The organism is Pseudomonas sp. P105, from assembly GCF_032614175.1.
In the GTDB taxonomy this organism is placed as follows: Bacteria; Pseudomonadota; Gammaproteobacteria; order Pseudomonadales; family Pseudomonadaceae; genus Aquipseudomonas; species Aquipseudomonas rhizophila.
In genome coordinates, this window is sequence record NZ_CP126693.1 from 1,067,604 (window position 1) to 1,091,945 (window position 24,342).

Sequence of the window (24,342 nt, forward strand, 5' to 3'; positions counted from 1 at the left end):
AACTGGGACTCGGTGAAAAGGCGACGTGCTCCAGCTCTTGTGGCGAGGGAGCAAGCTCCCTCGCCACAAGGTTCACCGGGCTTTGCTGCATCACTGCGCCTGGTTGGAAGCTTCAGCGGCTTTAATCAAATCCGGCCCAATCTCTTTTTCAAACTTGGCCCACACCGGTTTCATCTTCTCGCGCCAGGCGTTGCGCTGCTGGGGGGTGAGGCTGATGATCTCGGTGGTCCCGGCGTCGAGGATGAACTGCTTGTCCTGCTGGTTCAGTCGGTCCGCCTCACTGTTTGCATAGGCGGTGGCCTCGACCACGATCTTGTCCAGTTCGGTGCGGATATCCGGCGGCAGGCCGTTCCAGAAGTCGGACGAGGCGATCAGCATGTAGTCGAGAATGCCGTGGTTGGATTCGGTGATGTACTTCTGCACTTGATGCTGTTTCTGGTTGTAGAAGTTTGAGTAGGTGTTTTCCGTACCGTTGACCAAACCGGTGCGCAGGCCCTGGTATACCACAGAGAAAATCATCGGTTGGGGGATGGCGCTCACGGCTTTGAATTGTTCTTCCAGCACGGCCGAACTCTGCACCCGGAACTTCAAGCCACGGGCATCCTCGGGTACACGCAGTGGTTTGTTGGCCGACAACTGCTTCATGCCGTTGTGCCAATAGGCCAGGCCAGTGACGTTCTTGCTTTCCATGGACTTGAGCAGTTTCTGGCCTTCCGGGCTCTGCTGGAAGCGGTCCACCGCGGCAATGTCGTTGAACAGAAACGGCAAGTCGAACAACTGCACGGATCGGGTGTACTGATCGAACTTGGCCAGCGAGCGCGCAATGATCTGCACGTCACCCAGCAGCAGCGCTTCCATCTCCTTGTCATCGCCAAACAACGTGGAGTTGGGATACACCTCGACCTTCACCCGGCCTGGCAATCGTTCATCCGCCAGTTTCTTGAACATCAACGCGCCCTGGCCCTTGGGCGTTTGCTCGGCCACGACATGGGAAAACTTGATCACGATCGGTTCAGCCGCCATGGCTGAGCCTAGCAGGCTGAAACTCAAGGTACAGACGAGCGCTTTGCAAAGAGGTTTTAGCATGGTGAGGCTTCCCTTTTATTGGTCGACGGTGCGACACGCAGGCTTAGCCCGACAGCGCAGTGGCGAGGGAACAAATGCCCTCGCCGCTGCGCCTGTCTTGAGTCGGGGCTAGTTCATCCCCAACCAGTTCGGCAAGGCCAGCGAGATCCATGGCACATAGGTAATCAGCATCAGGAACGCCAGCAGGATCATCAGCCATGGCATGGCTGCGCGGATGGTGGCGGGCAGCGACATGCCAGTCACCGCCGAGGTGACGAACAGGTTCAGCCCCACCGGAGGCGTGATCAGGCCGATCTCCAGGTTCACCACCATGATGATGCCCAGGTGGATCGGGTCGATGCCCAGTTGCATGGCGATAGGGAACAGAATCGGCGCCAGGATCAGGATGATCGCCGAAGGCTCCATGAACGCACCGGCAATCAACAGCACGATGTTCACCACCAGCAGGAAGGTCACCGGCGTCAGCCCGGCCTCGATCACCCAAGCGGTGATTTGCTGCGGCAGTTGCTCGGTGGTCAGCACATGGGCGAAGAGCATGGCGTTGGCGATGATGAACATCAGCATGATGCTCAGCTTGGCCGATTCGAGCAGCACCTTGGGCGTCTCACGGAACGTGAGGTCCTTGTAGACGAACAGTGCGATGAATGCCGAATACACCGCTGCCACAGCCGCCGCTTCGGTGGGTGTGAACATCCCGGAATAGATCCCGCCGAGGATGATCACCATCAGCAGCAGTCCCCAGAGGGCCTTGCGCGCCGTGGACAGCCATTCGCGAAACGTCGCCCGAGGCAGGGCCGGCAGGTTTTTCTTCACAGCAACGACGTAGATCGCCACCATCAACGACAACCCCAGCAGCAGGCCCGGAATCACCCCGGCCATGAACAGCTTGCCCACCGAGGTTTCGGTCGCGGCGGCGTACACCACCATCACGATCGACGGCGGAATCAGGATGCCCAAGGTGCCGGCGTTGCAGACGATGCCTGCGCCGAACGACTGTGGATAACCCGAGCGCACCATACCGGCGATGGCGATGGAACCGACCGCCGCCACCGTCGCAGGGCTTGAGCCCGACAACGCGGCGAACAGCATGCACGCCAGCACCGCGGCAATCGCCAGCCCGCCACGGATATGCCCGACGCAGGCGTTGGCAAAGTCGATCAGGCGTCGCGCCACGCCACCGGTGGTCATGAACGCACCGGCCAGCAGGAAGAACGGAATCGCCAGCAGTGTGTAGTGCTCAGAGGTTTCGAACAGCTTGATCGCCAGGGAGCGCACGGAGTCCGGGCTGAAGAAAATGATGGTCAGCGAACCGGCCAGCCCCAACGAAATGGCGATGGGCACGCCGATAAACATCAGCACGAACAGCGCCACGAACAGGAAGGCAATGGTCATGGCTTGTCTTCCTCGTGTTCAGTCAATTTGATGGCTTCGGCCGCTTCATCGGCCAGGCCCAGGCCGGTCTGACGATTCATCAGGATGCGCACGAGAATTTCCGCGAAACGGATAAACACCAACGCAAAACCCACCGGCACGATCAGGCCGATGTGCCATTGCATGATGCCGAAGTGGCCCAGGTCCTCTGCGCCGATCTGCGCGATCATCAGGGTATTGATCCACTCGTAACTGGCGACGGCCAGCAGCCCGGCGTAAGTCAGGCAGCACAGGCAAGCGATCACGCCGATAAAGCGTTGTACCGGTTTGCTCGCCAGTTTCACCAGCGCATCCACACCGATATGCCCGGCCGTGCGCACGCCGTAGGACAACCCGAAAAAGATCAGCCAGCCAAACAGAGCCTTGGTCAGCGAGGTGCTCCAGGTCATGGCCTGGGCCATGCCCATGATGCCGTCACCAATGGCGAACGCCGGCTCGCTGGCGGCTGGCCAGTTGTCGCCGAGGCTATAAAAAACGGTGTAGAGGTTGTTGAGCACCACGTAGACGAAAGTAACCAGCGTCATGGCGGCCAGAAGAAAGGCAATGAAACCTTCCTCGAAGTGTTCCCAGATGCGCCGAAGGGCGTTCATGGATGACATCTCCTGCAGGGGGGACGACAGGCCGGCGCTGCCAGGGCGGCAGCACCGGCCAACCCATTACTGAGCCTTGTTGGAGGCTTCGGCGGCTTTGATCAGATCAGCACCGATGTCACCTTCAAACTTCTTCCACACCGGCTTCATCTTGTCGCGCCACTCGCCGCGCTCTTCAGGCGTGAGGGTGATGATTTCGGTGGTCTTGGCGTCCAGGATGCGCTGCTTGTCTTTCTGGTTCAGTTGCGCCGCCTCGTTGTTCACGTGGGCAGTGACTTCAACCAGAATCTTGTCCAGCTCGGTACGGATGTCAGGTTGCAGGCCGTTCCAGAACTTGGTGTTGGTGATCAGCATGTAGTCGAGTACACCGTGGTTGGACTCGGTGATGTACTTCTGTACTTCATGCATTTTCTGGCTGTAGATGTTCGAGTACGGGTTTTCCGCACCGTTGACCACGCCAGTCTGCAGGCCTTGGTAGACCTCGGCGAAACTCATTTTGCGCGGGTTGGCGTTCACCGCCTTGAACTGCTCTTCCAGCACGGCCGAGGCCTGCACGCGGAACTTCAGGCCACGGGCATCCTTGGGTTCACGCAGTGGCTTGTTCGCCGACAACTGCTTCATGCCGTTGTGCCAATAGGCCAGGCCGGTGATGTTCTTGCTTTCCATGGACTTGAGCAGCTTCTGGCCTTCAGGGCTCAACTGGAAGCGGTCCACGGCGGAGATGTCATCGAACAGAAACGGCAGGTCGAACAACTGCACGGACTTGGTGTAGTGCTCGAACTTGGCCAGCGACGGCGCAATCATCTGCACGTCGCCCAGCAGCAGGGCTTCCATTTCCTTGCCATCGCCGAACAGCGAGGAGTTGGGGTACACCTCGACCTTCACTTTGCCTGGCAGACGCTCTTCCACGAGCTTCTTGAACATCAGTGCGCCCTGGCCCTTGGGCGTTTGTTCGGCTACTACGTGGGAGAACTTGATGACGACAGGATCCGCCGCCATGGCCGTGCTCAACGCACTGAGTGCCAGCGTACAGGCGAGCGCTTTCCAGATAGGTTTGAACATTGTGGGGTTTCCTCTTTGTTTTTGTATTTATCGTGCGGGCTCATTCAAAACACAGCGCACGGCGGACAGTTGCAAGTCTAGGCAGAAAAACAGTTTGCCGGGGGATTGTGACGGTCAGTGCGGGAAAAATCGCGAGTATTGGCTAACGCCTCAAAAGGGTGCGTTAGAGCCTTCCGGGGCTGGGGCGACAACCATCGGGACCGAAACAGGGCGAAAGGTTTCAGCCTGCAACCGTAACGGGGGTCAGGAAACCATAAAAGCGAAATAATGGCTACTGGCCTGTTCGCTGGCCACGCATCGGTGTCGGAGGATTTAGCCCGGTGAGACGGCGAAATGCTCGGTCATGGCCTTGTGATGTTACTCCTGGCTGCGCGAGAATCCCCGCGCCCGTCTCGATATGGGCCCAGGAAGCCTGGAACGCTTTTCAACCCCACAAGGATTTACGGATGATCGATTTCAACAACAAAGGCTTCTTCAAGCTCAAGCAGAACGATGAGTATGCCGAACGCGTAACAGCCCTGCTGCTGGATGGCGAACAGGTCATCGACGCCTATAAGTCCATGCGCGACGGCGTAGTCTTCACCAACAAACGCATCATCGCGGTGAACGTGCAAGGCATCACCGGCAGCAAAAAAGACTTCACTTCTCTGCCTTATAAAAACATCGTGGCCTACTCGGTAGAAACCTCCGGCACCTTCGACCTGGATTCGGAACTGGAGATTTACTTTTCATCCCTGGGCAAGGTGAAGTTCGAATTCACCGGCAAGACAGGCATCGTCGAAATATCGAAGCTGATCTCCAGGCATCTTTTGGCCTGATGTCAGTGGACCCTGAGTGAATACGAAAAACTCGATGGGTGAAGTGACGCCTGTTACGTTGAGCATTCAAGCGCAGGGTGACAGCCACATGCCACTTCAATGAGGGGCATGTGGCGAGTTCTTTGGGACCGTTCATTTGCAGTACATGTCAGTCACTATTTTGCTGCTGGAGTTGTCGGTAACCACAGTGAGACGATCATTTCTCAAGTCCTTGGTCATGACGACTCCGGTGACCCTGACCGCTTCCAGGTTCAGTTGCGATACGTACTCTTCTTCGGACAGAGCCGTTTCACCCATCCCCCCTGGTTTCAACTCCTTGGCTTGCGCGACCTTGTCCGCGCTGCAAGGCTCGCGTCCTGCCGCGAAAGCTTGAAAAGTCATGCCGCTCAATAATAGGGAAAGAGCCAGCAGGGTCGGTTTAGTGGGACAGTATCTTGTGTTCATCATGAACTCCTTGCGGGTCATCGAAGATTGGCTTCGCGTACTTGCGAGGCTGGATCAGGTTAGAAGTGAGCCGCAGTGAGGACCACTGTCATATCTGACAGTAGCCAAGACCTGATGGAAGTAAGTGAATACGGATTTTGTATTGGAACGCTATAAGCGAAAGCCCGCCACACATCCCCTGTGGGAGCGAGCCTGCTCGCGATGACGGCGGCACATTCAACATCACCGTTTCAGGCAGACCGCTATCGCGAGCAGGCTCGCTCCCACAGTTTTTTGGTGGTGTTCACGAATTTTGTGCCGCCACAGATCCCCTGTGGGAGCGAGCTTGCTCGCGATGACGGCGGCCCATCAAACATCACCGGTTCAGACAGACCGCTATCGCGAGCAGGCTCGCTCCCACAGTTTTGATTGGTGGTGTTCACGGATTTTGTGCCCGCTACAGATCCCCTGTGGGAGCGAGCCTGCTCGCGAAGACGGCGGCACATTCAACATCACCGCTTCAGACAGACCGCTATCGCGAGCAAGCTCGCTCCCACAGTTTTGATCGCGGTGTTCACAGATTCTATGCCCGCCACAGATCCCCTGTGGGAGCGAGCCTGCTCGCGATGACGGCGGCCCATCCAACATCACCGGTTCAGACAGACCCCTATCGCGAGCAAGCTCGCTCCCACAGTTTTGATCGCGGTGTTCACAGATTCTATGCCCGCCACAGATCCCCTGTGGGAGCGAGCCTGCTCGCGATGACGGCGGCCCATCCAACATCACCGGTTCAGACAGACCCCTATCGCGAGCAAGCTCGCTCACACAGTTTTGATTGGTGGTGTTCACGAATTTTGTGCCCGCCCCACATCCCCTGTGGGAGCGAGCCTGCTCGCGATGACGGCGGCACATTCAACATCACCGGTTCAGGCAGACCGCCATCGCGAGCAAGCTCGCTCCCACAGTTTTGATTGACGGTGTTCACGAATTTTGTGCCCGCCACAGATCCCCTGTGGGAGCGAGCTTGCTCGCGATGACGGCGGCCAATCCAACATCACCGGTTCAGACAGACCGCTATCGCGAGCAAGCTCGCTCCCACAGTTTTGATTGACGGTGTTCACGAATTTTGTGCCCGCCACAGATCCCCTGTGGGAGCGAGCTTGCTCGCGATGACGGCGGCCCATCCAACATCACCGGTTCAGACAGACCGCTATCGCGAGCAAGCTCGCTCCCACAGTTTTGATCGCCGGTGTTCCGGTCTTTCCAAGTCCTACCTGGTAACGCTGTGGTATGACGACTTCTGTTGTTTATGATGTGAGAAATAACCTCTTCGCTATGGAAATCCCATCATATGTTGGTTTTTGTGTGATTTACCGGTTGACAGTCTGACGGAAACGTCCGAATAATCAGCTGCGTTGTATGACGACATACAAATAAAAATCACAATACATGGTGTTCTTCCCCCTATGAGAATCACAGGCGTTCACGTCGAAGTCTTTTCCACCCCTTCGCGCCGCGCTCAAGACAGCGCCGGCCACGCTCATCCGGGCGAGGAGGTTCTGATCAAGATGGCCTTGCTGCGAATTGGCTGCGATGACGGCAGCGAGGGCTATGCCTTCGGTCCGCCTGAGTTGGTTCGTCCGCACATCATCGAGTCCTTTGTGCGCAAGGTGCTGATCGGCCGGGACCCAATGGACCGCGAAAGCATCTGGCAAGACTTGGCGCACTGGCAGCGCGGCAGCGCCGGGCAGTTCACCGACCGCGCGTTGGCGCTGGTGGAACAAGCGCTGTGGGACCTGGCCGGGCGCAAGCTCAAGTTGCCGGTACACAAGCTGATTGGCGGTTATCGCGACAAAGTGCCGGCGTACGGTTCGACGATGTGTGGCGATGATCTGCCGGGGGGCTTGTCCACGCCGGACGAGTACGGCCAGTTCGCCGAAAAGCTGGTCCAGCGCGGCTACAAGGCCATCAAGTTGCACACCTGGATGCCGCCGATTTCCTTCGCCCCGAATCCGCAGATGGACATTCAAGCCTGCGCCGCCGTGCGTGAGGCAGTCGGTCCGGACATCGCGCTGATGCTCGACGGCTACCACTGGTACAGCCGCATGGACGCGCTGACCATTGGCAGGGCGCTCGAGCAACTCAATTTCGCCTGGTTCGAAGAACCGATGATGGAAGATTCCGCTGAGTCCTATGCCTGGCTGGCGGCCAATCTGGACATCCCGGTACTGGGCCCGGAAAGCATCGCCGGCAAGTTCCACAGCCGCGCCAGTTGGGTCACCCATAAGTCCTGTGACATCCTGCGCGCGGGCGTGGCCGGGGTCGGGGGGATCGGGCCGTGCCTGAAGGTGGCGCACCTGGCCGAGTCGTTCGGCATGGACTGTGAAGTCCACGGCAATGGCGCGGCGAACCTGGCTGTAGTCGGTGCAATCAGCAATTGCCGCTGGTACGAGCGCGGCCTGCTGCATCCCTTCCTCGACTACGAAGAAGTCCCTGCGCACCTCAATAGCATTGTCGACCCGATGGACGCCGACGGTTTTGTGCACCTGTCTGATCGGCCTGGGTTGGGCGAGGACATCAACTTCGCGTATATCGAGGCCAATACCTTGTCTCGACATTGATCGCGCACCACGTCCGCGGCCGATAGCTGCCCGGACGACAAGTCTTTATAAATATAAGAAAGGACTGAACCATGAAACTCTGGCCCAAGCGCCTGACCAGGCTGCTGTGTGTCACCGTGGCCCTGTGCACAGTGCAGGTGCCCGTCAGCCTGGCTCAAGGCGAAACGCCCGCCGACCAATTGGTGGTGGGCATGAGCATGATCAACCTGCTGTCCCTGGACCCCGCCGCGGCAACCGGCCTGGAGGTCGCCGAGGTTAACGCCAACGTTTATGACATGCTCCTGGAGCAGGACGCGGCGCAACCGGACACGCTGATCCCGGCCCTGGCGAAAACCTGGGAGGTCAGCCCCGACCGCATGCGCCTGACCTTTCAGTTGCGCGATGACGTGCGTTTTCACTCCGGCGCACCGCTCACCGCGCAAGACGTCGCCTGGTCGCTACAACGGGTGGTCACCCTCAACCGCGCCCTGGCTTCGACCTGGAAAGCCTACGGTTTCACCGCCGACAACGTCAGCAAACTGATGCGCGCCGAAGGGCCGCATACCTTTGTCATGGACCTGCCGCGCAGCACCGACCCGATGCTGGTGCTTAACACTCTGGCGACCTCTCCCAGCGCCTTCATCATTGATCGCTCGGTCGCTTTGCAACATCAGGTCGGTGATGATCAGGGCGCCGCGTGGCTGGCGACCCACACAGCCGGCTCCGGTGCCTTCAAGCTCGACATCTGGCGCGCCAACGACGTGATTCTGATGAGTCGTCATGACGACTATTGGCGCGGCTCCGCGAAGTTGCGCCGGGTGATCATGCGCAACATGACCGAGTCCCAGGCCTTGCGCCTGATGGTCGAGCGCGGTGACCTGGACGTCGCCCGAGGCATGGCGGCCACCGACATCAAGGCGCTGGGCAAGGTCGATGAGGTACGCATCCAGAGCATCGCCCGTGGCACGCTGTATTACGTGGCGATGAGCATGCAACAGCCGCTGTTCCAGGACATCCGCGTGCGCCAGGCCATCCGCCTGCTGATCGACTACCAGGGCATCAACGATGTGGTGATGCCGCACTACGGGGTGATCAATCAGCGGCCGATGCAACTGGGGCTGCCGGCACGCCTGGAAGATCCTGGCTATCGCCTGGATGTGGCCGAGGCGAAGCGTCTGCTGGCGGCGGCGGGGCACGCCGAAGGCTTCAAGGTGAGCATCCGCTCGCTGACCGATCCGCCGTTCATCAACATCGCCACCAGCCTGCAAGCGACGCTGGCCCAGGCAGGTATCCAGGCCACGATCATCACCGGCACGGGAAATCAGATTTACGGTGCAATGCGCGACCGCCAGTTCGACATCCTCGTCGGTCGTGGTGGTGGCGGGGCGGAGCGTCATCCCCACTCAAGCCTGCGGGCCCTGGTCTACAACCCGGACAACCGCACCGAAGCCAAGCTGAGCAACTTCCAGGGCTGGCGCACCTCGTTCTTCAACCCGCAGCTCAATCAGTTGATCGAGCAGGCCGAGCGCGAGCAAGACCCCGCGCGCCAGCGGGAAATGTACGCGCAGATCCAGACCCTCTACGACCAGCAGGCCGGAGCAATCATGCCGGTTTCACAGATGGTCGACGAAGTGGTGATCCACGCCGACGTGCGCAACTACATCGGCCATACCGCCGCCACCACACGTCTTCGGGACGTTTACAAGCAGCGCTGAAATCGACGGCCGCAGGGCCAAGGCAGGAATGAACATGTCGACTGCATCCTTTTCAATCTGGACATCCCGGGTCGCTTCGGCGTCCCGGCGCAGCGGGTCGGTGGCGGTGACGCTGCTGGGGCTGCTGCTACTGACCTTTTTCATCGGACGGGTCATGCCCCTGGACCCGGTGCTGGCCATCGTCGGCCCGGACGCTGACGCCTCGGCCTACGCCCAGGTGTATCAAGAGCTAGGCCTGGACAAACCGTTGTGGACGCAGTTCGCGATCTACCTCGGCGACCTGCTGCACGGTGACTTCGGCATGGCCTTGCTGACCGGCAACCCAGTCATCACCGACATCGCCCGGGTCTTCCCGGCCACCTTGGAACTGGCCACCCTGGCCATTCTGTTCGGCGTGTTGGCGGGCTTGCCGCTGGGCGTCTACGCGGCGACACATCAGGGGCGTGCCGGGGACCATATCGCGCGGCTGATCACGCTGTTCGGCTACTCCACGCCGATTTTCTGGATCGGCATGATGGCCTTCCTGGTGTTCTACGCCTGGCTGGGTTGGGCCGGTGGCGTCGGGCGCATCGGCCTGGCTTATGACGGGCTGATCCCCAAACACACCGGGCTGCTGTTGATCGACACCGCCTGGTCCGGCGATTGGGAGGCCTTTCGCAGCGCGTTGCGCCACATCCTGCTGCCGGCGGTGATCCTCAGTTTCAACTCGGTGGCTTACATCAGCCGCATGACCCGCAGCTTCATGCTCGAGCAGCTGTCCCAGGAGTACATCATCACCGCCCGGGTCAAGGGTTTGTCCCAGCGGCGAATCGTCTGGGGCCATGCCTTCGGCAACATCCGCGTGCAGCTGTTGACCATCGTTGCGCTGGCCTACGGCGGGCTGTTGGAAGGCGCGGTGCTGATCGAAACCGTATTTGCCTGGCCGGGCTTCGGTCAGTACCTGACCAGCAGCCTTTTGCTTGGCGACATGAACGCGGTGATGGCCTGTGTCCTGCTGATCGGCCTCATCTTCGTGACGCTGAACCTGATCAGCGACGCGCTGTACAAGATCTTCGACCCGAGGACTCGCTAATGAACCTGCCTCTTGCTTCCAGCGCAGCCGGCAGTGCCGCGCTGCCATCTTCAAGTACGGCAGCGATGGCCGTCAGTGCCTTGCGCCTGCTGCGTTTCCTGCTGCGCAACCCGATGACCTTTGCCGGCCTGATCGTCGTCTCGACCCTGATGCTGGTCGCGGTTTTCGCGCCATGGATTGCCGGTCACGATCCGCTGTTGCAGAACCTTGCCGGAGCGTTGCAAGCACCCAGCAGCGTCCACTGGTTCGGCACTGACGAATACGGTCGCGATGTCTTCGCCCGCTTGGTTTACGGCTCGCGCATCACCCTGTACATCGTTTTGCTGGTGACCGTGATTGTCGGGCCAATCGGCTTGCTGGTGGGCACGGTGTCCGGTTACTTCGGCGGTTGGGTCGACAGCCTGTTCATGCGCATCACCGACATCTTCATCTCGTTTCCCAGCCTGGTCCTGGCGCTGGCGTTCATCGCTGCCCTCGGCCCGGGCCTTGAGCATGCGGTGATCGCCATCGCACTGACCGCCTGGCCGCCGATTGCCCGACTCGCTCGCGCTGAAACCCTGCCGCTGCGCAACGCTGACTTCGTCGTGGCGGTGCAGCTTCAAGGCGCGTCGAGTACCCGGGTCATCCTGCGCCACATCATTCCGATGTGCCTGTCCTCGGTGATCATCCGCCTGACCATGAACATGGCGAGCATCATTCTCACCGCCGCCGCCCTGGGCTTTCTCGGCCTCGGCGCCCAGGCACCGTTGCCGGAATGGGGCGCTATGATCTCGACCGGACGGCGCTACATGCTCGAAAGCTGGTGGCTGGTGGCGGCGCCCGGTGCGGCGATCATGCTGGTCAGCCTGGCCTTCAACCTGTTGGGCGACGGTTTGCGCGACGTCCTTGACCCACGTAGCCAATCCTGAGGAGCAGCCCCATGACTGAGATAAAACTTGCCGTACAGGACTTGTGTGTGGAGTTTCGCAACGCTGGCAAAATCTCCCGGGCGGTGCGTGACGTGTCGTTCACTTTGGGCCGGGAAAAACTCGCCATCGTTGGTGAGTCCGGTTCGGGCAAGTCCACCGTTGGCCGCAGTCTCTTGCGCTTGCATCCGCCGACGGCGCGAGTCACCGCCAAGACGTTGCGTTTTGCCGATATCGACTTGCTGGCCGCCAGCGAAAAGCAGATCCAGGCGATTCGCGGTGCGCGCATGTCGATGATCATGCAAGACCCCAAGTACTCGCTGAACCCGGTGGTGCGGGTCGGCGAACAAATCGCCGAGGCCTATCTGGCCCATCACAAAGTGCCCCATCGCGAGGCCCGCGAACGCGCCCTGGACATGCTCGCCAAGGTACACATTCGCGACCCGCAGCGGGTCTACGACCTGTACCCCCATGAAGTCTCGGGCGGCATGGGCCAGCGGATCATGATCGCCATGATGGTGATCACCGACCCCCAGGTGATCATCGCCGACGAACCCACTTCTGCCCTGGATGTGTCGGTGCGCCGGCAGGTGCTCAACGTGCTGGAGGAGTTGGTCAGCGAGCGCGACCTCGGGCTGATTTTCATCAGCCACGATTTGAATCTCGTGCGGAATTTCTGTGACCGCGTGCTGGTGATGTACGCCGGCCGCGTGGTCGAGTCGATTGCCGCCGCCGACCTGGATCAAGCCAGCCATCCCTATACCCGTGGCCTGCTGGCCGCACTGCCGAGCCTGGATCATCGGCGCGCCACGCTGCCGGTGTTGCAGCGTGACCCGCAGTGGTTGAATGCTTGAGGAGCCTGTCATGAGCATGATTGAAATCGCCGGCCTGAACCTTTGTTTTGGCACCGGCGCGGCACTGAACGCGGTATTGCACGACGTCGATTTGAGTGTTGCCGAAGGCGAGGCATTCGGCCTGGTAGGGGAGTCCGGTTCGGGCAAGACCACCGTGCTGCGCTGTCTGGCCGGGCAGTATCAGCATTGGACCGGGCAACTGCAGGTCGCCGGCCAGGCCGTGACCCGCAACCTGCCGCTGAACCACTATCGCACGGTGCAGATGGTGTTCCAGGATCCCTATGCTTCGTTGCATCCGCGCTACACCATTGATGCCGCGTTGCAGGAACCGTTGCGCATCCACGGTATCGACGGGCGTGCGCAGAAGGTCAGCGAGATCCTGCGCAAGGTCGGCTTGAACGACAGCTTCCGTTTTCGTTACCCGCATCAATTATCCGGTGGCCAGCGCCAGCGCGTGGCGATCGCCCGTGCGTTGATCCTGCGTCCCCGGGTGCTGTTGCTGGACGAACCGACCTCGGCGCTGGATGTCTCGGTGCAGGCGGAAATCCTCAACCTGCTGGCCGACTTGCGCCGCCAGGAAGGCCTGACCTACCTGATGGTGACCCACGATCTGGCGGTGGTTGCGCACTTGTGCGATCGGGTCGCGGTGATGCAGCAGGGCAGGGTGGTGGAGACGCTCGACAGTCAGCTTCTGGCGAGTGACGGTGCCACGCACGCGTACACCCGTTTGCTGGTGCAGGCCAGTCGCGACATACAAGGCATCCCTGTCGCCGTTTGAATTAAACCCTGATTCATCAGTTGCACTTGTTTTAACCCGTAAAAGACGTTGAACCCCAGGTTTCAATGCCGCGCACGCGCTCGCCTGTGATTTAGCGTTTAACCCAACTAACCCGTTCAACCAACAAGAATAAAAAAACATGAAAAAGACATTGGTAATACTTTCTCTCGCTTCCTTGTTTACTTCGGTTATTGCCCAGGCCGATACCGGTTATATCAATGTACGCCACCAATATGCGGAAAAAAGTCGCATGCATGCCGACCGTGCCAAGTTTGGTATTCGGCTGGACAGTGGCCTGGGTCTGGAGGGTGAACTCAAATACAAGACCGCCGGTGACCGGCAAGACGTCGCCTTCGACAATACCGTCGGCAGCGGTCATGAATTTACCGTCAACTACCAGCACAAGATCAATGATCGCTGGATGCTGACGCCCTCGTTGGCCCTGGACAGCGACGAAGAATCCACCACCTACAAGCTGGGCCTGCGCCTGGGTTACCGCGTGACCAAAGAGTTGAGCATCGCCGGTCGCTACCGTTTGGATTCAGCCAAACTGGACCGCGACAAGATCGACCGTGACGTGCCGCATAATGGGCAGGACGATCAGACGGTCAATCGTTACGATGTATATATCAACTATGGCCCCCAAGGACCGTGGGCCTATGAATATCAGTTGACTTACTTCGATGCCGACTACATTCGCTATAACGGCGGCACCGACGACTATGAACAGAACGCCGTGGTCAAATACCAGTGGGATAAACGCTGGGCACCGTTCTTTGAAGTGGGTGATATTAAAGTCAACTCGGTCGACAGCGATCGCCAGTTGCGGCTGCGGGTCGGTGTTAAATACAGCTTCTTCTAAATTGTAGGAGCACGGGTCGACGCTAAGTCTGTGAACACCGGGATCAAAACTGTGGGAGCGAGCTTGCTCGCGATGGCGTCGGATCGGCAGACATCGATGTTGAATGTACCGCCGTCATCGCGAGCAAGCTCGCTCCCACAGGGGGGTGCGGGGTCATTCGTTGTAAAAAGCCTGCCGCTGCTGCGTTTCACACAGGCGCATGCGGCTATTGCTCAAATGCAGGTACATGGCCGCCCGCGCCGCGTCGACATTGCCACTGGCGATGGCGTCGAAGATCTGTTGATGTTCGGCGTTGATCCCCTGCAGGTAGGCGCTGCGATCACTCTGCCCGGAATAGGCGGAGTTCATCCGGGTACGTGGGATCAGCTTGGTACCCAGGTGCTTCATGATGTCGATCAGGTAGTAATTGCCAGCGGCCTTGGCGATTTTCAGATGGAACTGGAAATCGGCATTGATGGTGGTGCCGGACTTTTCCGGGCCTTGCAGCAACGCTTCCAGCGCCTGGGCCAGTTCGGCCAGGGCTTGGGGCGTGGCGCGCTCGGCAGCCATGCCGGCGGCCTGGACTTCCAGGCTCAGGCGAAACTCCAGCAGGTTGAGCACATCCGACAACGTGGCAATCGTCGCCGGCCCGAGGGTAAAGCCCTCCGGCGCCGGCATGTCCAGGACAAAGGTGCCGACCCCATGCCGCGTCTCCACCAGCCCCGCCGCCTGCAAGCGCGACAGCGCTTCACGCACCACCGAACGACTGACGCCCTCGGCTTCCATGATATGCACTTCGGTGGGGAGCTTTTCGCCGCGCTTGAGAATGCCTTCACGCATGCGCTGGGCAAAGCGGTCCACCAGTGTTTCGGCGAGGCGGCGCGGTTTATTCAATGGAGATAACGCTTGATCCGTCATCGGCTTGCTCTAGTGTGATCAGCCGGCATTATAGTGCGTTTCGACGTTAGGTCGCGGCTATAATGCCGCGATCGTCTGGCTTTAATGGATAGGTGCAATGGACCGTGTCACACCCGATCGACGCCTGAGCATGACCCAGCAACTGGTGGTCGATCTGACGCAGCAGATACTGGCCGGCGAACTGCCCGCAGGCAGCAAACTGCCGACCGAGCAGGTCATCATCAAGGACCGTGGCGTCAGTCGTACGGTGGTTCGCGAAGCCATGTCGCGGTTGCAGGCCGAAGGCCTGGTGGAAACGCGTCACGGCATCGGCACCTTCGTGGTCGACACTGCTCGCCCGGGGGATTTCCAGGGCAGCAAGCACGTCAAGGGTGGCGCGTACGACGCGCTGGCGGTGATCGAATTGCGCCAGAGCCTGGAAGTCGAAGCCGCTGGCATCGCCGCCCAACGCGCTACGCCGCAGCAGTTACTGGCGATGCGTGAAGCGCTGGATGTGGCGAACGCTTCTGAAGCCGCGGATGCCGAAAGCGCCCAGGTGGATTTCGAATTTCATTTACAGATCGCCCAGTGCACCGGCAACAGCTTCTTTATCGATGCCATGGCCCATGTGGGCAATACGTTGATCGCGGTGGTTCAACAGGCCGGGCCAGCTGTCACGGCTGAGAATCGCGCCTTGGTGATTCGTGAGCGCGAGCAGATCTACGCAGCGTTGGCGCGCCATGATGCCGAAGCGGCCCGGGCTTCGATGCGGTTGCATTTGATCAACATGCTGCAGCGGGTGCGGGGAGCGGTTGAGTCGACGACGCAATAACCTCCACAAAACCTGTGTCCACCACACCCCCCTGTGGGAGCGGGCTTGCTCGCGAAGACGGCGACCCATCCAACATCACCGTTTCAGACAGACCGCCATCGCGAGCAGGCTCGCTCCCACAGTTTTGATTGACGGTGTTCACGAATTTTGTGCCCGCCACAGATCCCCTGTGGGAGCGAGCCTGCTCGCGATGACGGCGGCACATTCAGCATCACCGGTTCAGACAGACCGCTATCGCGAGCAAGCTCGCTCCCACAGTTTTTTGGTGGTGTTCACGGATTTTGTGTCCGCCATACATCCCCTGTGGGAGCGAGCTTGCTCGCGATGACGGCGGCCCATTCAACATCACCGGTTCAGACAGACCGCTATCGCGAGCAAGCTCGCTCCCACAGTTTTGATTGGTGGTGTTCACGAATTTTGTGCCCGCCACAGAACCCCTGTGGGAGCGAGCCTGCTCGCGATGACGGCGGCCCATCCAACATCACCGTTTCAGGCAGACCGCTATCGCGAGCAAGCTCGCTCCCACAGTTTTGATTGACGGTGTTCACGAATTTTGTGTCCGCAACACATCCCTGTGGGAGCGAGCTTGCTCGCGATGACGGCGGCCCTTTCAGCATCACCGGTTCAGACAGACCGCTATCGCGAGCAAGCTCGCTCCCACAGTTTTGATTGGTGGTGTTCACGAATTTTGTGCCCGCCACAGAACCCCTGTGGGAGCGAGCTTGCTCGCGATGACGGCGGCCCATCCAACATCACCGGCCCAGACAGACCATGAAACTCAGGGCTCCAGCGCTGGGCCCTTCAACTCAATCTGATTACCATCCGGATCGAAGCAGTAGATCGACCAACCCTTACCCTCCGCGCCATAGCGCATCTGCGCTTTCTCAACGCTCAGGCCGGCTGAGGCCAAATGAGCGATGAGGGCTTGTTCATCAAACGGTTCGATGCGCAGGCAGAGGTGGTCGACGTTGTGCCCTTGCTTGCCAGCCGCCGGCCCACCCGCGCGACCCAACGGCCCGTCGACAGCAACCAGATCAATCATCGAAACACCGGTGCTGAGGTGAATCATTCCAAGATCGTCCCGGCGCTTCTTCAGCTCGCAACCAAGCACCGACGTATAGAAAGCGAGGCTGCGCTCGATGTCTTTTACGCGCAGGACGATGTGGTCGATGTGTTGGATCGTGAAGTTCCTCATACGGGCCTCCTGTGTTCAGTAGTGGCAGGGCCAAGGGGTTACTTCACCATAGCGGACAACGCTGGGATGTCGCCCCACGAATGGACCCCGCCTGCCGCGAATCAGCGGGCTGCGCGACGTTTTTCTCAGGCTAAAGGCGCAACAGTCACGTCCGCTTGGCCGCTGTCGATCAACGCCGCACGCACGAAACCGTCCGCTTTCTTTCGCTCAATGAAATCCCTGACGTAGGCCGCGCCGGCTTCATGGGCCCTTGGAACCGCCATGGCTTGCCTGATGGAAGTGAAAGCCCCGGCGAGCACACGGTATGCCGGGTTGTTAGCCGCCACTTTCTCCAGCGGCTGCCTCACACCGGCTGCCGCATCCAGGGATTTTTCGATGTACAGGTCTACCGCAGCCGCGGAGGTCGCAGCGCGTTCGAGTTGTGCATGTTCCAACGTGCGAGAAAGAAAAAGGTCGTACGCAGCGCCTTGGCCAACGGCGAGTTTTAGTCCCGGCTGGTCGAGATCCTGGACGTCCTGATAGCCCGAATCAGCTGCCACCAGATAAGTCCCTTCGATAATGACGTAAGGTTCGCTGAACGCAATCTGCTCTTCGCGCACAGGCTCAATGGCCAGGAACGCGACGTCCCACACATCCTGATCCAGCGCTGCAAACACTTTGCCGGCGGCGTCAAAAGTGACCATATCGAGCTGTGCGCCCAACTCCTGGGCCAATGCCTTGGCCAACGCTACCGACACCCCTTGAGGGGAGCCGTCCGGACCTTGTTGAGCCAACACGGGATTGCCGAAATTGATCGCGGCACGCAGCACGCCTTTTGGGGCCAGATCTTCAAGCACTGCACGGTCGAGAGACGTCATCCTTTTTGCTCCGGGTAGGGGGATTATTGGTTTTTATCAACTGGGCAAGGTGTGGAAACGACCAAGCTGTTACCGTCAATAATCAGGAATTTCACACGCTATCAACCTAACTGATAGCGTGCATAAAACCTGATTCAAGCCAGGCCAAAAGCCTCTTGAATGGTCTTGATCAAACGCTCGGCATCGACCTTTTTGTAAACACTTGGGTTAGTGGCCAGCTCAGCCGGCACCTGGCTGAGAAATGACCTCAAATCGTCAGCCATTCGATCAGGAAGCTGGGCCATTCCCTCAGTGAGACCGACCGCTAGAAAGATCACATCCCTGAAGTGTTTGTTGATGTCCCGACGATCCACGTGCACGCCGCTCTCCAGCAACGCCTTCTTGTTAAGCCAGGCATGGGCTTTGAGGGGAACGAGCCGATCAGCACCGATGTGGCTGATCTCCTGAGTATGATCGACGCCTTCCAAGAGAAAGGCGTAGTACTCATCATCAAGAATGATCGCAGACAGGCTGGCGGCTTGCTCCTCCACGGGGACCTTGGTCATTCTGGCCGCTTCTTCGTGCTCCAGGCCATCCGGGACACGGGAAAACAGCTCGACCTGAACGGGAAAGGATTTGTCCTCCGGATTCTGGAAGCGATAAAAAACCGGGGAGTCCCCATCGCTGTCACCATTCTGGCGAATGGCATAGCCACCGTCCTTGATGAACTTCCAGAACTGCCCGACGAACGCACGATCAAGCGCCTCGACGACCAGGACGATATCCAGATCCTTGGTCAGTCGAAATTCCTCACCCAGTTCCTCCATGGCAATCGAAGCAGCCACCCCGCCAATCAGAACGTAGCTGCCCTGGAAATCCCTGAAATACTCTCGAAACCGGTCGACACCCACTACCATTTCACGTTCTCCATCATTTCATCCAGACACATTTGCACGCGTTCATCATGGTCATCCTTGAGGCTCAGATAGAGAGAAAAGGGGTCCACCGTTCCAGTGGCGATGTTGCTGCGCGGCGGCTCATAACTCCAAAACTGAATGCAACACGCGGCATGGTTTTGCGGCACTTCAAGGTAGGGCGCCGTGGTCTCGAGTTTCGACTTGGCCGTTTTCGAAGTTGAGCCCCAAGCGCCGAATTCCTCCCCGTAGGCCGCATTCTTTTCAGTTTGAGCATGCTCCCGAATATGCTCGAACTGCGCTGCCGTCATCGCATAGCAAGGGACTTTTGGGCCGGCGAGAAGACTCATTTCAGCCAGGGCCGTTTCTCCGGCCAGCAACATTGGGGTGTCGTCAAAAACCTGGGGAATTGCATTGAGCCAAAGTGCTTTTTTGACCGGCGTACGCATGGACTCCTTGGCCATCTCCCAAGTCTCCCTGGGGGACAAGTGAAACAGGATCGCGGCCTCACCCATTTCCTTTCCAGGCTTAACAATGTCCAAGTCGGTCAGTTCCTTGATCGCTCTGCTGACGGTCATTTTCGCGTAGGTAAAGGACTTCTCGAAGGTAGCGCGAGTGGTCAGGAGCTGGTGGTGCCATCCCTTGATCAGAAATTGAATCAGCATGGCTTGGGTGGCGGGGCTCAGGACCTGAGGTTTTTCCAGGCGCTGGCGGTAATACTCACGCAAATCCATACCAAAGGCCGGAAGAAAAAGCTGATTGCCCGGCACGATGAACTGGACGCCTTTCTCCACCAGTCGCTTGCGGTCATAGCTCGGAAGCGTGTCGGTGACGAAAATCATCAGGTCGCCGGTATCGGGCAACTTGTTGGATGCCTGCAAGTTGTGAATGGCCTTGATATGCTTGGCGACATCCGCAACGCTGGCTTCGCGCTGTGGACGTTCCTTGAGAATGAGGCAGCCGGCCCCGAAGATCTCTGTGACAAAAAATTCGTAGCGGTCACGCAATGCATACGGAAGGATCTTGACGTGCTCCCACGGTTTCAAGCGAAGCTTCAGGCCTAGCACGTTCTCTACGTAGACTTTGAGCTCGATCAGATCACGCCTTTCGGAGAGCTCATGGTCTTGGCGGATAGCAGTCATGGTCATTCTTCCGTATCACGATTCCAGCACGGTATCAGAGGTTGTGATAGCGTGCAAAATTCTTGATATTTTATGGTGGATATTGACGCGTAGGGTGATGGAGAGGACGTTCCAATCCATTCTGCCGAACCCCAACCTTGTGGCGAGGGAGTTGCTCTCACCAGGCGGCAATGGCCTTTTCCATCAACCGCAAACGCAGCTCCGGCTTGTCTTGCCTGGCCCCGATATCAATCCAACCATGGTGCCTGTAAAACCGTGCCGCCCTGTGGTTCGTGTCGCTCACAGACAATCTCATCCGCTCGCACCCCAACCCTGCAAGAAAGTCGGTCGCGTAGGCCAGCAGCAACTTCCCTGCACCACGTGATCGCCACTCAGGGGTTAGGTAGAAAAAATGGATGTAGCCCACTGCGGGCTCAGCCTTCAGCCGCGACATTTCTATCTGGCCCACGATCTGCGATTCATCCCAGGCATGGACAATGCTGCCAGGAAGCTCGGCTGCTTTTTCTTGGAGAGATTGAAGGTAACGCTGTGTGCCATCCGGGTCGTGCAGTTTTTGTGTGGAACCAAACGCGCAGAGCAGCATGTCTTCAAAGAAACGTACGCAAACGCCGCTGTCCTGGTCGAGGTTGACTGGACGCAAGTGCAGGAGAAAAACGGGTTGAGCGTCGCTGCGCATCATGGTTCGTGACCTCATGCTTCAATGGGTTGCTACGCTGGTACTGCCAGAATTTGGAACCGACCAGCAACGGACCCAAAACCATGAAAAAACAAGACCTTCTCCAGACCCTGAAAACCCGCTTCGACCAGAACCCACATCGCCACCCGGACATCCTCTGGGCCGACGTCCAGGCCAAGCTGGAAAGCAACCCTAACGCCCTGAAGTCGCTCCAGGCAATGGAGGCCACCGGCGGCGAACCCGACGTGATCGGCCACGACCAGCAAGCCGGCCTCGTCACCTTTTGCGATTGCGCCAAAGAAAGCCCAACCGGTCGCCGAAGCCTCTGCTACGACCGCGCCGCCCTGGACGCACGCAAGGAGAACAAGCCCCAAGGCAGTGCCATCGAAATGGCCGAAGAAATGGGCATCGCCCTGCTGACGGAAGACCAGTACCGAACCCTGCAGCAGCTCGGCGAGTTTGATGCCAAAACGTCCAGTTGGCTGGCAACACCCGCTGAGCTTCGCGCCCTCGGCGGTGCGCTATTCGGTGACTATCGTTATGAACGGGTGTTCGTTTATCACAATGGTGTGCAGTCGTATTACGCGGCGCGAGGGTTTCGCGGCGTGCTGTGCATTTAAGCAAACCTGTGGCGAGGGAGCTTGCTCCCGTTGGGCTGCGCAGCAGCCCCAAAGCCATTCAACACGATGTACCAGGAAAAACGGCATCTGCAGGTTTACGACTGCTGCGCAGCCGAGCGGGAGCAAGCTCCCTCGCCACAGGTTTTCACCAGATGGTTTACGCCATAGGCGTCCCTGTGTTTTTATACGGGCAGGCACAAGTAGCCTCCCTGCTGCGATGGGAAATACGAAAAATCTAAGTGAACTTACCCACTTATTTAGCCACTGCAAGCAGCATGCTAGTCGAAGTACGTCTTCGATTTGGCTAAAGGAGTGAGCTATGTCCCGTTCAAGTGCTGCTGAGTGTATCGACGACCTCAAAGAGTTGGCCCGCGTGTCTGTCATTGGCGAATACACGTATTGCCAGCGATTGACCCACATCAGCAAAGAGTTCGGTTTCAATAATTTCCATCACTTGCGTAAGGTCGTTGAGCGTCTCCCCTAAGACCTGATCGGCAATATCTCCACCACGCTGATGCGCCGGTATTGCGAGGTGGCTCAGCCCAAGCCAAACGTCGCTTACTATGAATTCCTCTCGGTCAACAACGACACCCGGCTAAGGTTCTATAGTCAATGGGCTGGCTGGGACAAATTTGGACAGGAAGTCAGGGTGCCCAGGTCGTTGCATGGCGAGTCGGCTCCCCGTCTGCGCAAGTCGCTTGATAAAACCGTCTTTATCGTAGAAACGGACCGTCAGTTAATCGCATGGCGCCATCGCTGGCACGGGCTGTGTTACATCTCCGCTGAGCTCTGCAAAGAGCACATGAAAGAAGCGTTTGAGCGAAAAAAGGCTGTTGTGAAAGGCCCCCGCAATGAGGAGTTTCCCCTGCTGGAGGACTTTAGCGATAACTATGCAACGTGGTATCCAGTTATAGAATAACCTCAACTGGAAGGGGCTCTCAGGAGCCCTTTCTTGTTCCCCGCACGCAGCAAAGCCGCCTCACTCAAAGACCAAAACCTCACACCCCTTAGCCTCAACCATCTGCGCAAACCCCGGTAACCGCGCCACAAACTCCGCCTCAAACGCCAGATACCGATCCTGCGCCGCCAGGTAACGAATCTCCGGCTTGACCCGCGCAATATCCTTGGACGACAGCTTCACCACCTCATCGCTGCGCTGATTCCAAAACCACGCCAAGGTCTGCGTGCCAAACGTATTCGTCCGGTAATTCCACACCCACCAATCCCCATGCCCCCGGGCAACATGCAGTTGCCCATGAAACGTGCGCAACGTGATGACCTGCTTGGGCTGCGTAACCAGCAGGCGCGTGTCCTGGCGCAGCTCACTGCCAAAGCCGTCCAACAGCGCCTTCGTCGTAGCGCCGGTCACGAAGTTGAAGCGCCACGCCAGCAGCACCGTCTCCTGATAGCCCGAGTGCTCAAGATTCTGCCGCTCGCCTTCGCTGAACAGCAGGACCTCGTCACCGCCCAGGTACGCGGTCGCCGCCCGCAATTTATAGGCGTCAGCCGGCATCGGCTTGGCGGCAATGGCCTGGTGCGGCGGGTCTTGATTCCAGACCCAACACCGCGGGCCGTTGTGCTGCATGAACAGCAAACGGCGCGGGCCGATGGGCAGGATCGTCAGTTCATCCGCGTACTCGAAAATGACCTCGCTGGAGTCAGCCGTGATCCGCCAGATTCGCGTCAAATGCTCGGGTTCGTAAATACGCTGACGTTCGAATATCTCCGAGTCGACCACGACACAGGGATCTTCAAACTCCGACCATTGCATCCCGACAGGTCCGAAACTTTGGATGTCATCGCCCTGGCGAATCTCGTATTGGTAGCGGTCATCTGAACTGTAAGCGCCGCTTTTCACCCGGCGCTTCCACAGGCTGCGTTGGGCATTGGCATCGATGAGCTGCAAGTCTGCGCCGTCCACCCCATCGGTGCGGTGTTCGAGCATGTCCTGCTCAGCGGGCGGCCATGGGTTGTAATCGATCAGAAAACACAGCCACTGGTCTTCGTCCTGCTCGGTGATGGCGGCCCAGCCGTTGCGGTAGTTGTAGTCATGCACATAAGTGGGGCCGGGATAGTCGTGGACGTCCTGTAGCCAGTTCAACTTGCTGCGCTTGGGCTTGCTGGATTTACGGTCGGGGGCGGCAGGCTTTTGCAGCTCGATCAGCCTCGGCGTGAATCTCGGTTCTGCGCTTTGGCCTTGCCAGTGTTGTGCAAAAGCCTCGCGTTGATCGGCTGGGACAATCACCGGTCGGTAATCATCACCGCCGGCGTCCAGGTTCCACAGGTCAAAGCCGTGACGCGCCAGCACAGGTACCAACGCCTCGAAACAGACCTCGGCCATTTCGTTGGAAAGCTCATCCAACAGCGTCTCGAATTCCGGCCCGGAAAACACACCGATGTCGGGATAGTAATGCTGCAGCAGCCCAAGCAACTCAGCGCCGGGTGTTTTCCAATCGATATGAACCAAGGGATCAAAACGGGATTGCATCACGCCAGCCTTCCTTGTGAACTCGCCTGCGCGCCATCTTAGCCGTACCCCGCCTGAAAAAATAACTACCACCGTGGCGAGGGAGCTTGCTCCCGCTGGGCTGCGCAGCGGCCCCAAAACCATCCTGCCGCCCATCAGAACTCCCCACCCAAATAACAAACCGGCGAACTCCCCTCCGCCCGCTTCTCCACCTCATCCTCCAACCATTCAGCCAACACCACGGCATTGTTCTCGACCGTGGACTTGGCGGCATACACCAGAGTGAGATTGCCGCCCCGCGCAACATCCACCAACCGCCACCAACCCTCCGGCCGCGCAGCCAACTCCTTGCGATAGGCCAACTTGAACTGCTCGAACGAAACCGCCCCCGCTTTGAACGCCTTGCGCAACTCATGAGAAGGCGCCACCTCTGGCAACCACTGCGCGATGGGGAGTTCGTCCTTGCGACAATTACGCGGCCATAGACGGTCCACCAGCACCCGTACGCCGTCCTCGGTGCTGGCTGCTTCGTAGGCTCGTTTGCAGTGGATCATGGGGCCTGCCTGTGGGAGAGGGGACAGCGTCAGA

At 58.8% G+C, this 24,342-nt stretch carries 25 protein-coding genes; 12 read left to right on the forward strand and 13 right to left on the reverse strand.

Translation table 11 applies throughout. The annotated features are described in order from the left end of the window. Positions 1-90: 90 nt before the first annotated feature. The 4 genes from QOM08_RS04665 to QOM08_RS04680 all read right to left on the reverse strand — a co-directional run bounded on the left by QOM08_RS04665 (position 91) and on the right by QOM08_RS04680 (position 4,169). A complete protein-coding gene (locus QOM08_RS04665; protein WP_160893504.1) occupies positions 91-1,086 on the reverse strand; it encodes a TRAP transporter substrate-binding protein in 996 nt (331 codons plus the stop codon). A gap of 108 nt (positions 1,087-1,194) precedes the next feature. Continuing rightward, entirely contained in the window at positions 1,195-2,478 is a 1,284-nt protein-coding gene (gene dctM / locus QOM08_RS04670) for a C4-dicarboxylate TRAP transporter large permease protein DctM (RefSeq protein WP_288915407.1), read from the reverse strand. Then, on the reverse strand, positions 2,475-3,107 hold the full coding sequence (locus QOM08_RS04675; RefSeq protein WP_288915409.1) for a TRAP transporter small permease: 633 nt from the start codon (positions 3,105-3,107) through the stop codon (positions 2,475-2,477). Before QOM08_RS04675 ends, dctM begins: the two co-directional genes overlap by 4 nt. 66 nt (positions 3,108-3,173) lie before the next feature. Beyond that, positions 3,174-4,169 (reverse strand): TRAP transporter substrate-binding protein, encoded by a 996-nt coding sequence (locus QOM08_RS04680; protein WP_288915410.1) that lies wholly within the window; start codon positions 4,167-4,169, stop codon positions 3,174-3,176. Between the two features lie 446 nt (positions 4,170-4,615). Between QOM08_RS04680 and QOM08_RS04685 the strand changes: the two genes are divergently transcribed. Further along, positions 4,616-4,987: a PH domain-containing protein gene (locus tag QOM08_RS04685; RefSeq protein WP_047229441.1), complete on the forward strand. Its 372-nt coding sequence runs from the start codon at positions 4,616-4,618 to the stop codon at positions 4,985-4,987. 132 nt (positions 4,988-5,119) lie between these two features. Here QOM08_RS04685 and QOM08_RS04690 read toward each other — a convergent pair whose 3' ends face one another. Beyond that, positions 5,120-5,431, reverse strand: a complete 312-nt coding sequence (locus tag QOM08_RS04690) for a hypothetical protein (protein WP_316912626.1) — start codon at positions 5,429-5,431, stop codon at positions 5,120-5,122. Positions 5,432-6,876: 1,445 nt separating this feature from the next. Here QOM08_RS04690 and QOM08_RS04695 point away from each other — a divergent pair. The 7 genes from QOM08_RS04695 to QOM08_RS04725 all read left to right on the forward strand — a co-directional run bounded on the left by QOM08_RS04695 (position 6,877) and on the right by QOM08_RS04725 (position 14,196). After that, positions 6,877-8,031, forward strand: coding sequence for a mandelate racemase family protein (locus tag QOM08_RS04695; RefSeq protein ID WP_047230519.1), 1,155 nt, complete (start codon positions 6,877-6,879; stop codon positions 8,029-8,031). Positions 8,032-8,102: 71 nt separating this feature from the next. Then, a complete protein-coding gene (locus QOM08_RS04700; RefSeq protein ID WP_316912627.1) occupies positions 8,103-9,725 on the forward strand; it encodes an ABC transporter substrate-binding protein in 1,623 nt (540 codons plus the stop codon). Positions 9,726-9,759: 34 nt separating this feature from the next. Then, positions 9,760-10,797: an ABC transporter permease gene (locus tag QOM08_RS04705; RefSeq protein WP_047230517.1), complete on the forward strand. Its 1,038-nt coding sequence runs from the start codon at positions 9,760-9,762 to the stop codon at positions 10,795-10,797. Continuing rightward, a complete protein-coding gene (locus tag QOM08_RS04710; RefSeq protein WP_047230516.1) occupies positions 10,797-11,705 on the forward strand; it encodes an ABC transporter permease in 909 nt (302 codons plus the stop codon). Before QOM08_RS04705 ends, QOM08_RS04710 begins: the two co-directional genes overlap by 1 nt. A gap of 11 nt (positions 11,706-11,716) precedes the next feature. Continuing rightward, entirely contained in the window at positions 11,717-12,556 is an 840-nt protein-coding gene (locus QOM08_RS04715; RefSeq protein WP_076386261.1) for an ABC transporter ATP-binding protein, read from the forward strand. 10 nt (positions 12,557-12,566) lie between these two features. After that, on the forward strand, positions 12,567-13,334 hold the full coding sequence (locus tag QOM08_RS04720) for an ABC transporter ATP-binding protein (protein ID WP_316912628.1): 768 nt from the start codon (positions 12,567-12,569) through the stop codon (positions 13,332-13,334). A gap of 139 nt (positions 13,335-13,473) precedes the next feature. After that, positions 13,474-14,196, forward strand: coding sequence for an oligogalacturonate-specific porin KdgM family protein (locus QOM08_RS04725; protein WP_076386258.1), 723 nt, complete (start codon positions 13,474-13,476; stop codon positions 14,194-14,196). Between the two features lie 153 nt (positions 14,197-14,349). Here the strand turns inward: QOM08_RS04725 and QOM08_RS04730 are convergent, their stop codons facing one another. Continuing rightward, complete coding sequence (locus QOM08_RS04730) at positions 14,350-15,093, reverse strand: FadR/GntR family transcriptional regulator (RefSeq protein WP_047230512.1); 744 nt, start codon at positions 15,091-15,093, stop codon at positions 14,350-14,352. A gap of 97 nt (positions 15,094-15,190) precedes the next feature. Between QOM08_RS04730 and QOM08_RS04735 the strand changes: the two genes are divergently transcribed. Continuing rightward, on the forward strand, positions 15,191-15,904 hold the full coding sequence (locus tag QOM08_RS04735) for a FadR/GntR family transcriptional regulator (protein WP_047230511.1): 714 nt from the start codon (positions 15,191-15,193) through the stop codon (positions 15,902-15,904). A gap of 778 nt (positions 15,905-16,682) precedes the next feature. On the opposite strand, the gene QOM08_RS04740 is transcribed toward QOM08_RS04735, so the two are convergent. From QOM08_RS04740 to QOM08_RS04760, 5 genes are all read right to left on the reverse strand, one after another. Beyond that, positions 16,683-17,099 (reverse strand): VOC family protein, encoded by a 417-nt coding sequence (locus tag QOM08_RS04740; protein ID WP_047227439.1) that lies wholly within the window; start codon positions 17,097-17,099, stop codon positions 16,683-16,685. Positions 17,100-17,224: 125 nt separating this feature from the next. Beyond that, entirely contained in the window at positions 17,225-17,956 is a 732-nt protein-coding gene (locus tag QOM08_RS04745; protein ID WP_188252259.1) for a transporter substrate-binding domain-containing protein, read from the reverse strand. Positions 17,957-18,090: 134 nt separating this feature from the next. After that, positions 18,091-18,852 (reverse strand): hypothetical protein, encoded by a 762-nt coding sequence (locus tag QOM08_RS04750; RefSeq protein WP_256454299.1) that lies wholly within the window; start codon positions 18,850-18,852, stop codon positions 18,091-18,093. Next, the gene (locus QOM08_RS04755) at positions 18,846-19,991 is read right to left on the reverse strand and encodes a hypothetical protein (RefSeq protein WP_316912629.1); all 1,146 of its coding nucleotides are present in this window, start codon (positions 19,989-19,991) and stop codon (positions 18,846-18,848) included. The genes QOM08_RS04750 and QOM08_RS04755 overlap by 7 nt, the downstream gene beginning before the upstream one ends. Positions 19,992-20,148: 157 nt before the next feature. Further along, on the reverse strand, positions 20,149-20,670 hold the full coding sequence (locus QOM08_RS04760; RefSeq protein ID WP_316912630.1) for a GNAT family N-acetyltransferase: 522 nt from the start codon (positions 20,668-20,670) through the stop codon (positions 20,149-20,151). 80 nt (positions 20,671-20,750) lie between these two features. Here QOM08_RS04760 and QOM08_RS04765 point away from each other — a divergent pair, with 80 nt between their 5' ends. The 3 genes from QOM08_RS04765 to QOM08_RS04775 all read left to right on the forward strand — a co-directional run bounded on the left by QOM08_RS04765 (position 20,751) and on the right by QOM08_RS04775 (position 22,206). Further along, a complete protein-coding gene (locus QOM08_RS04765) occupies positions 20,751-21,287 on the forward strand; it encodes a DUF4256 domain-containing protein (protein ID WP_316912631.1) in 537 nt (178 codons plus the stop codon). A 319-nt stretch (positions 21,288-21,606) separates the two neighbouring features. Further along, positions 21,607-21,771, forward strand: coding sequence for a hypothetical protein (locus QOM08_RS04770; protein ID WP_316912632.1), 165 nt, complete (start codon positions 21,607-21,609; stop codon positions 21,769-21,771). 48 nt (positions 21,772-21,819) lie between these two features. After that, on the forward strand, positions 21,820-22,206 hold the full coding sequence (locus tag QOM08_RS04775; RefSeq protein WP_316912633.1) for a hypothetical protein: 387 nt from the start codon (positions 21,820-21,822) through the stop codon (positions 22,204-22,206). A 60-nt stretch (positions 22,207-22,266) separates the two neighbouring features. Here QOM08_RS04775 and QOM08_RS04780 read toward each other — a convergent pair whose 3' ends face one another. Then, positions 22,267-23,775 (reverse strand): hypothetical protein, encoded by a 1,509-nt coding sequence (locus tag QOM08_RS04780; protein WP_316913215.1) that lies wholly within the window; start codon positions 23,773-23,775, stop codon positions 22,267-22,269. Between the two features lie 134 nt (positions 23,776-23,909). Continuing rightward, the gene (locus QOM08_RS04785) at positions 23,910-24,308 is read right to left on the reverse strand and encodes a DUF488 domain-containing protein (protein WP_076386252.1); all 399 of its coding nucleotides are present in this window, start codon (positions 24,306-24,308) and stop codon (positions 23,910-23,912) included. Positions 24,309-24,342 lie beyond the last annotated feature (34 nt).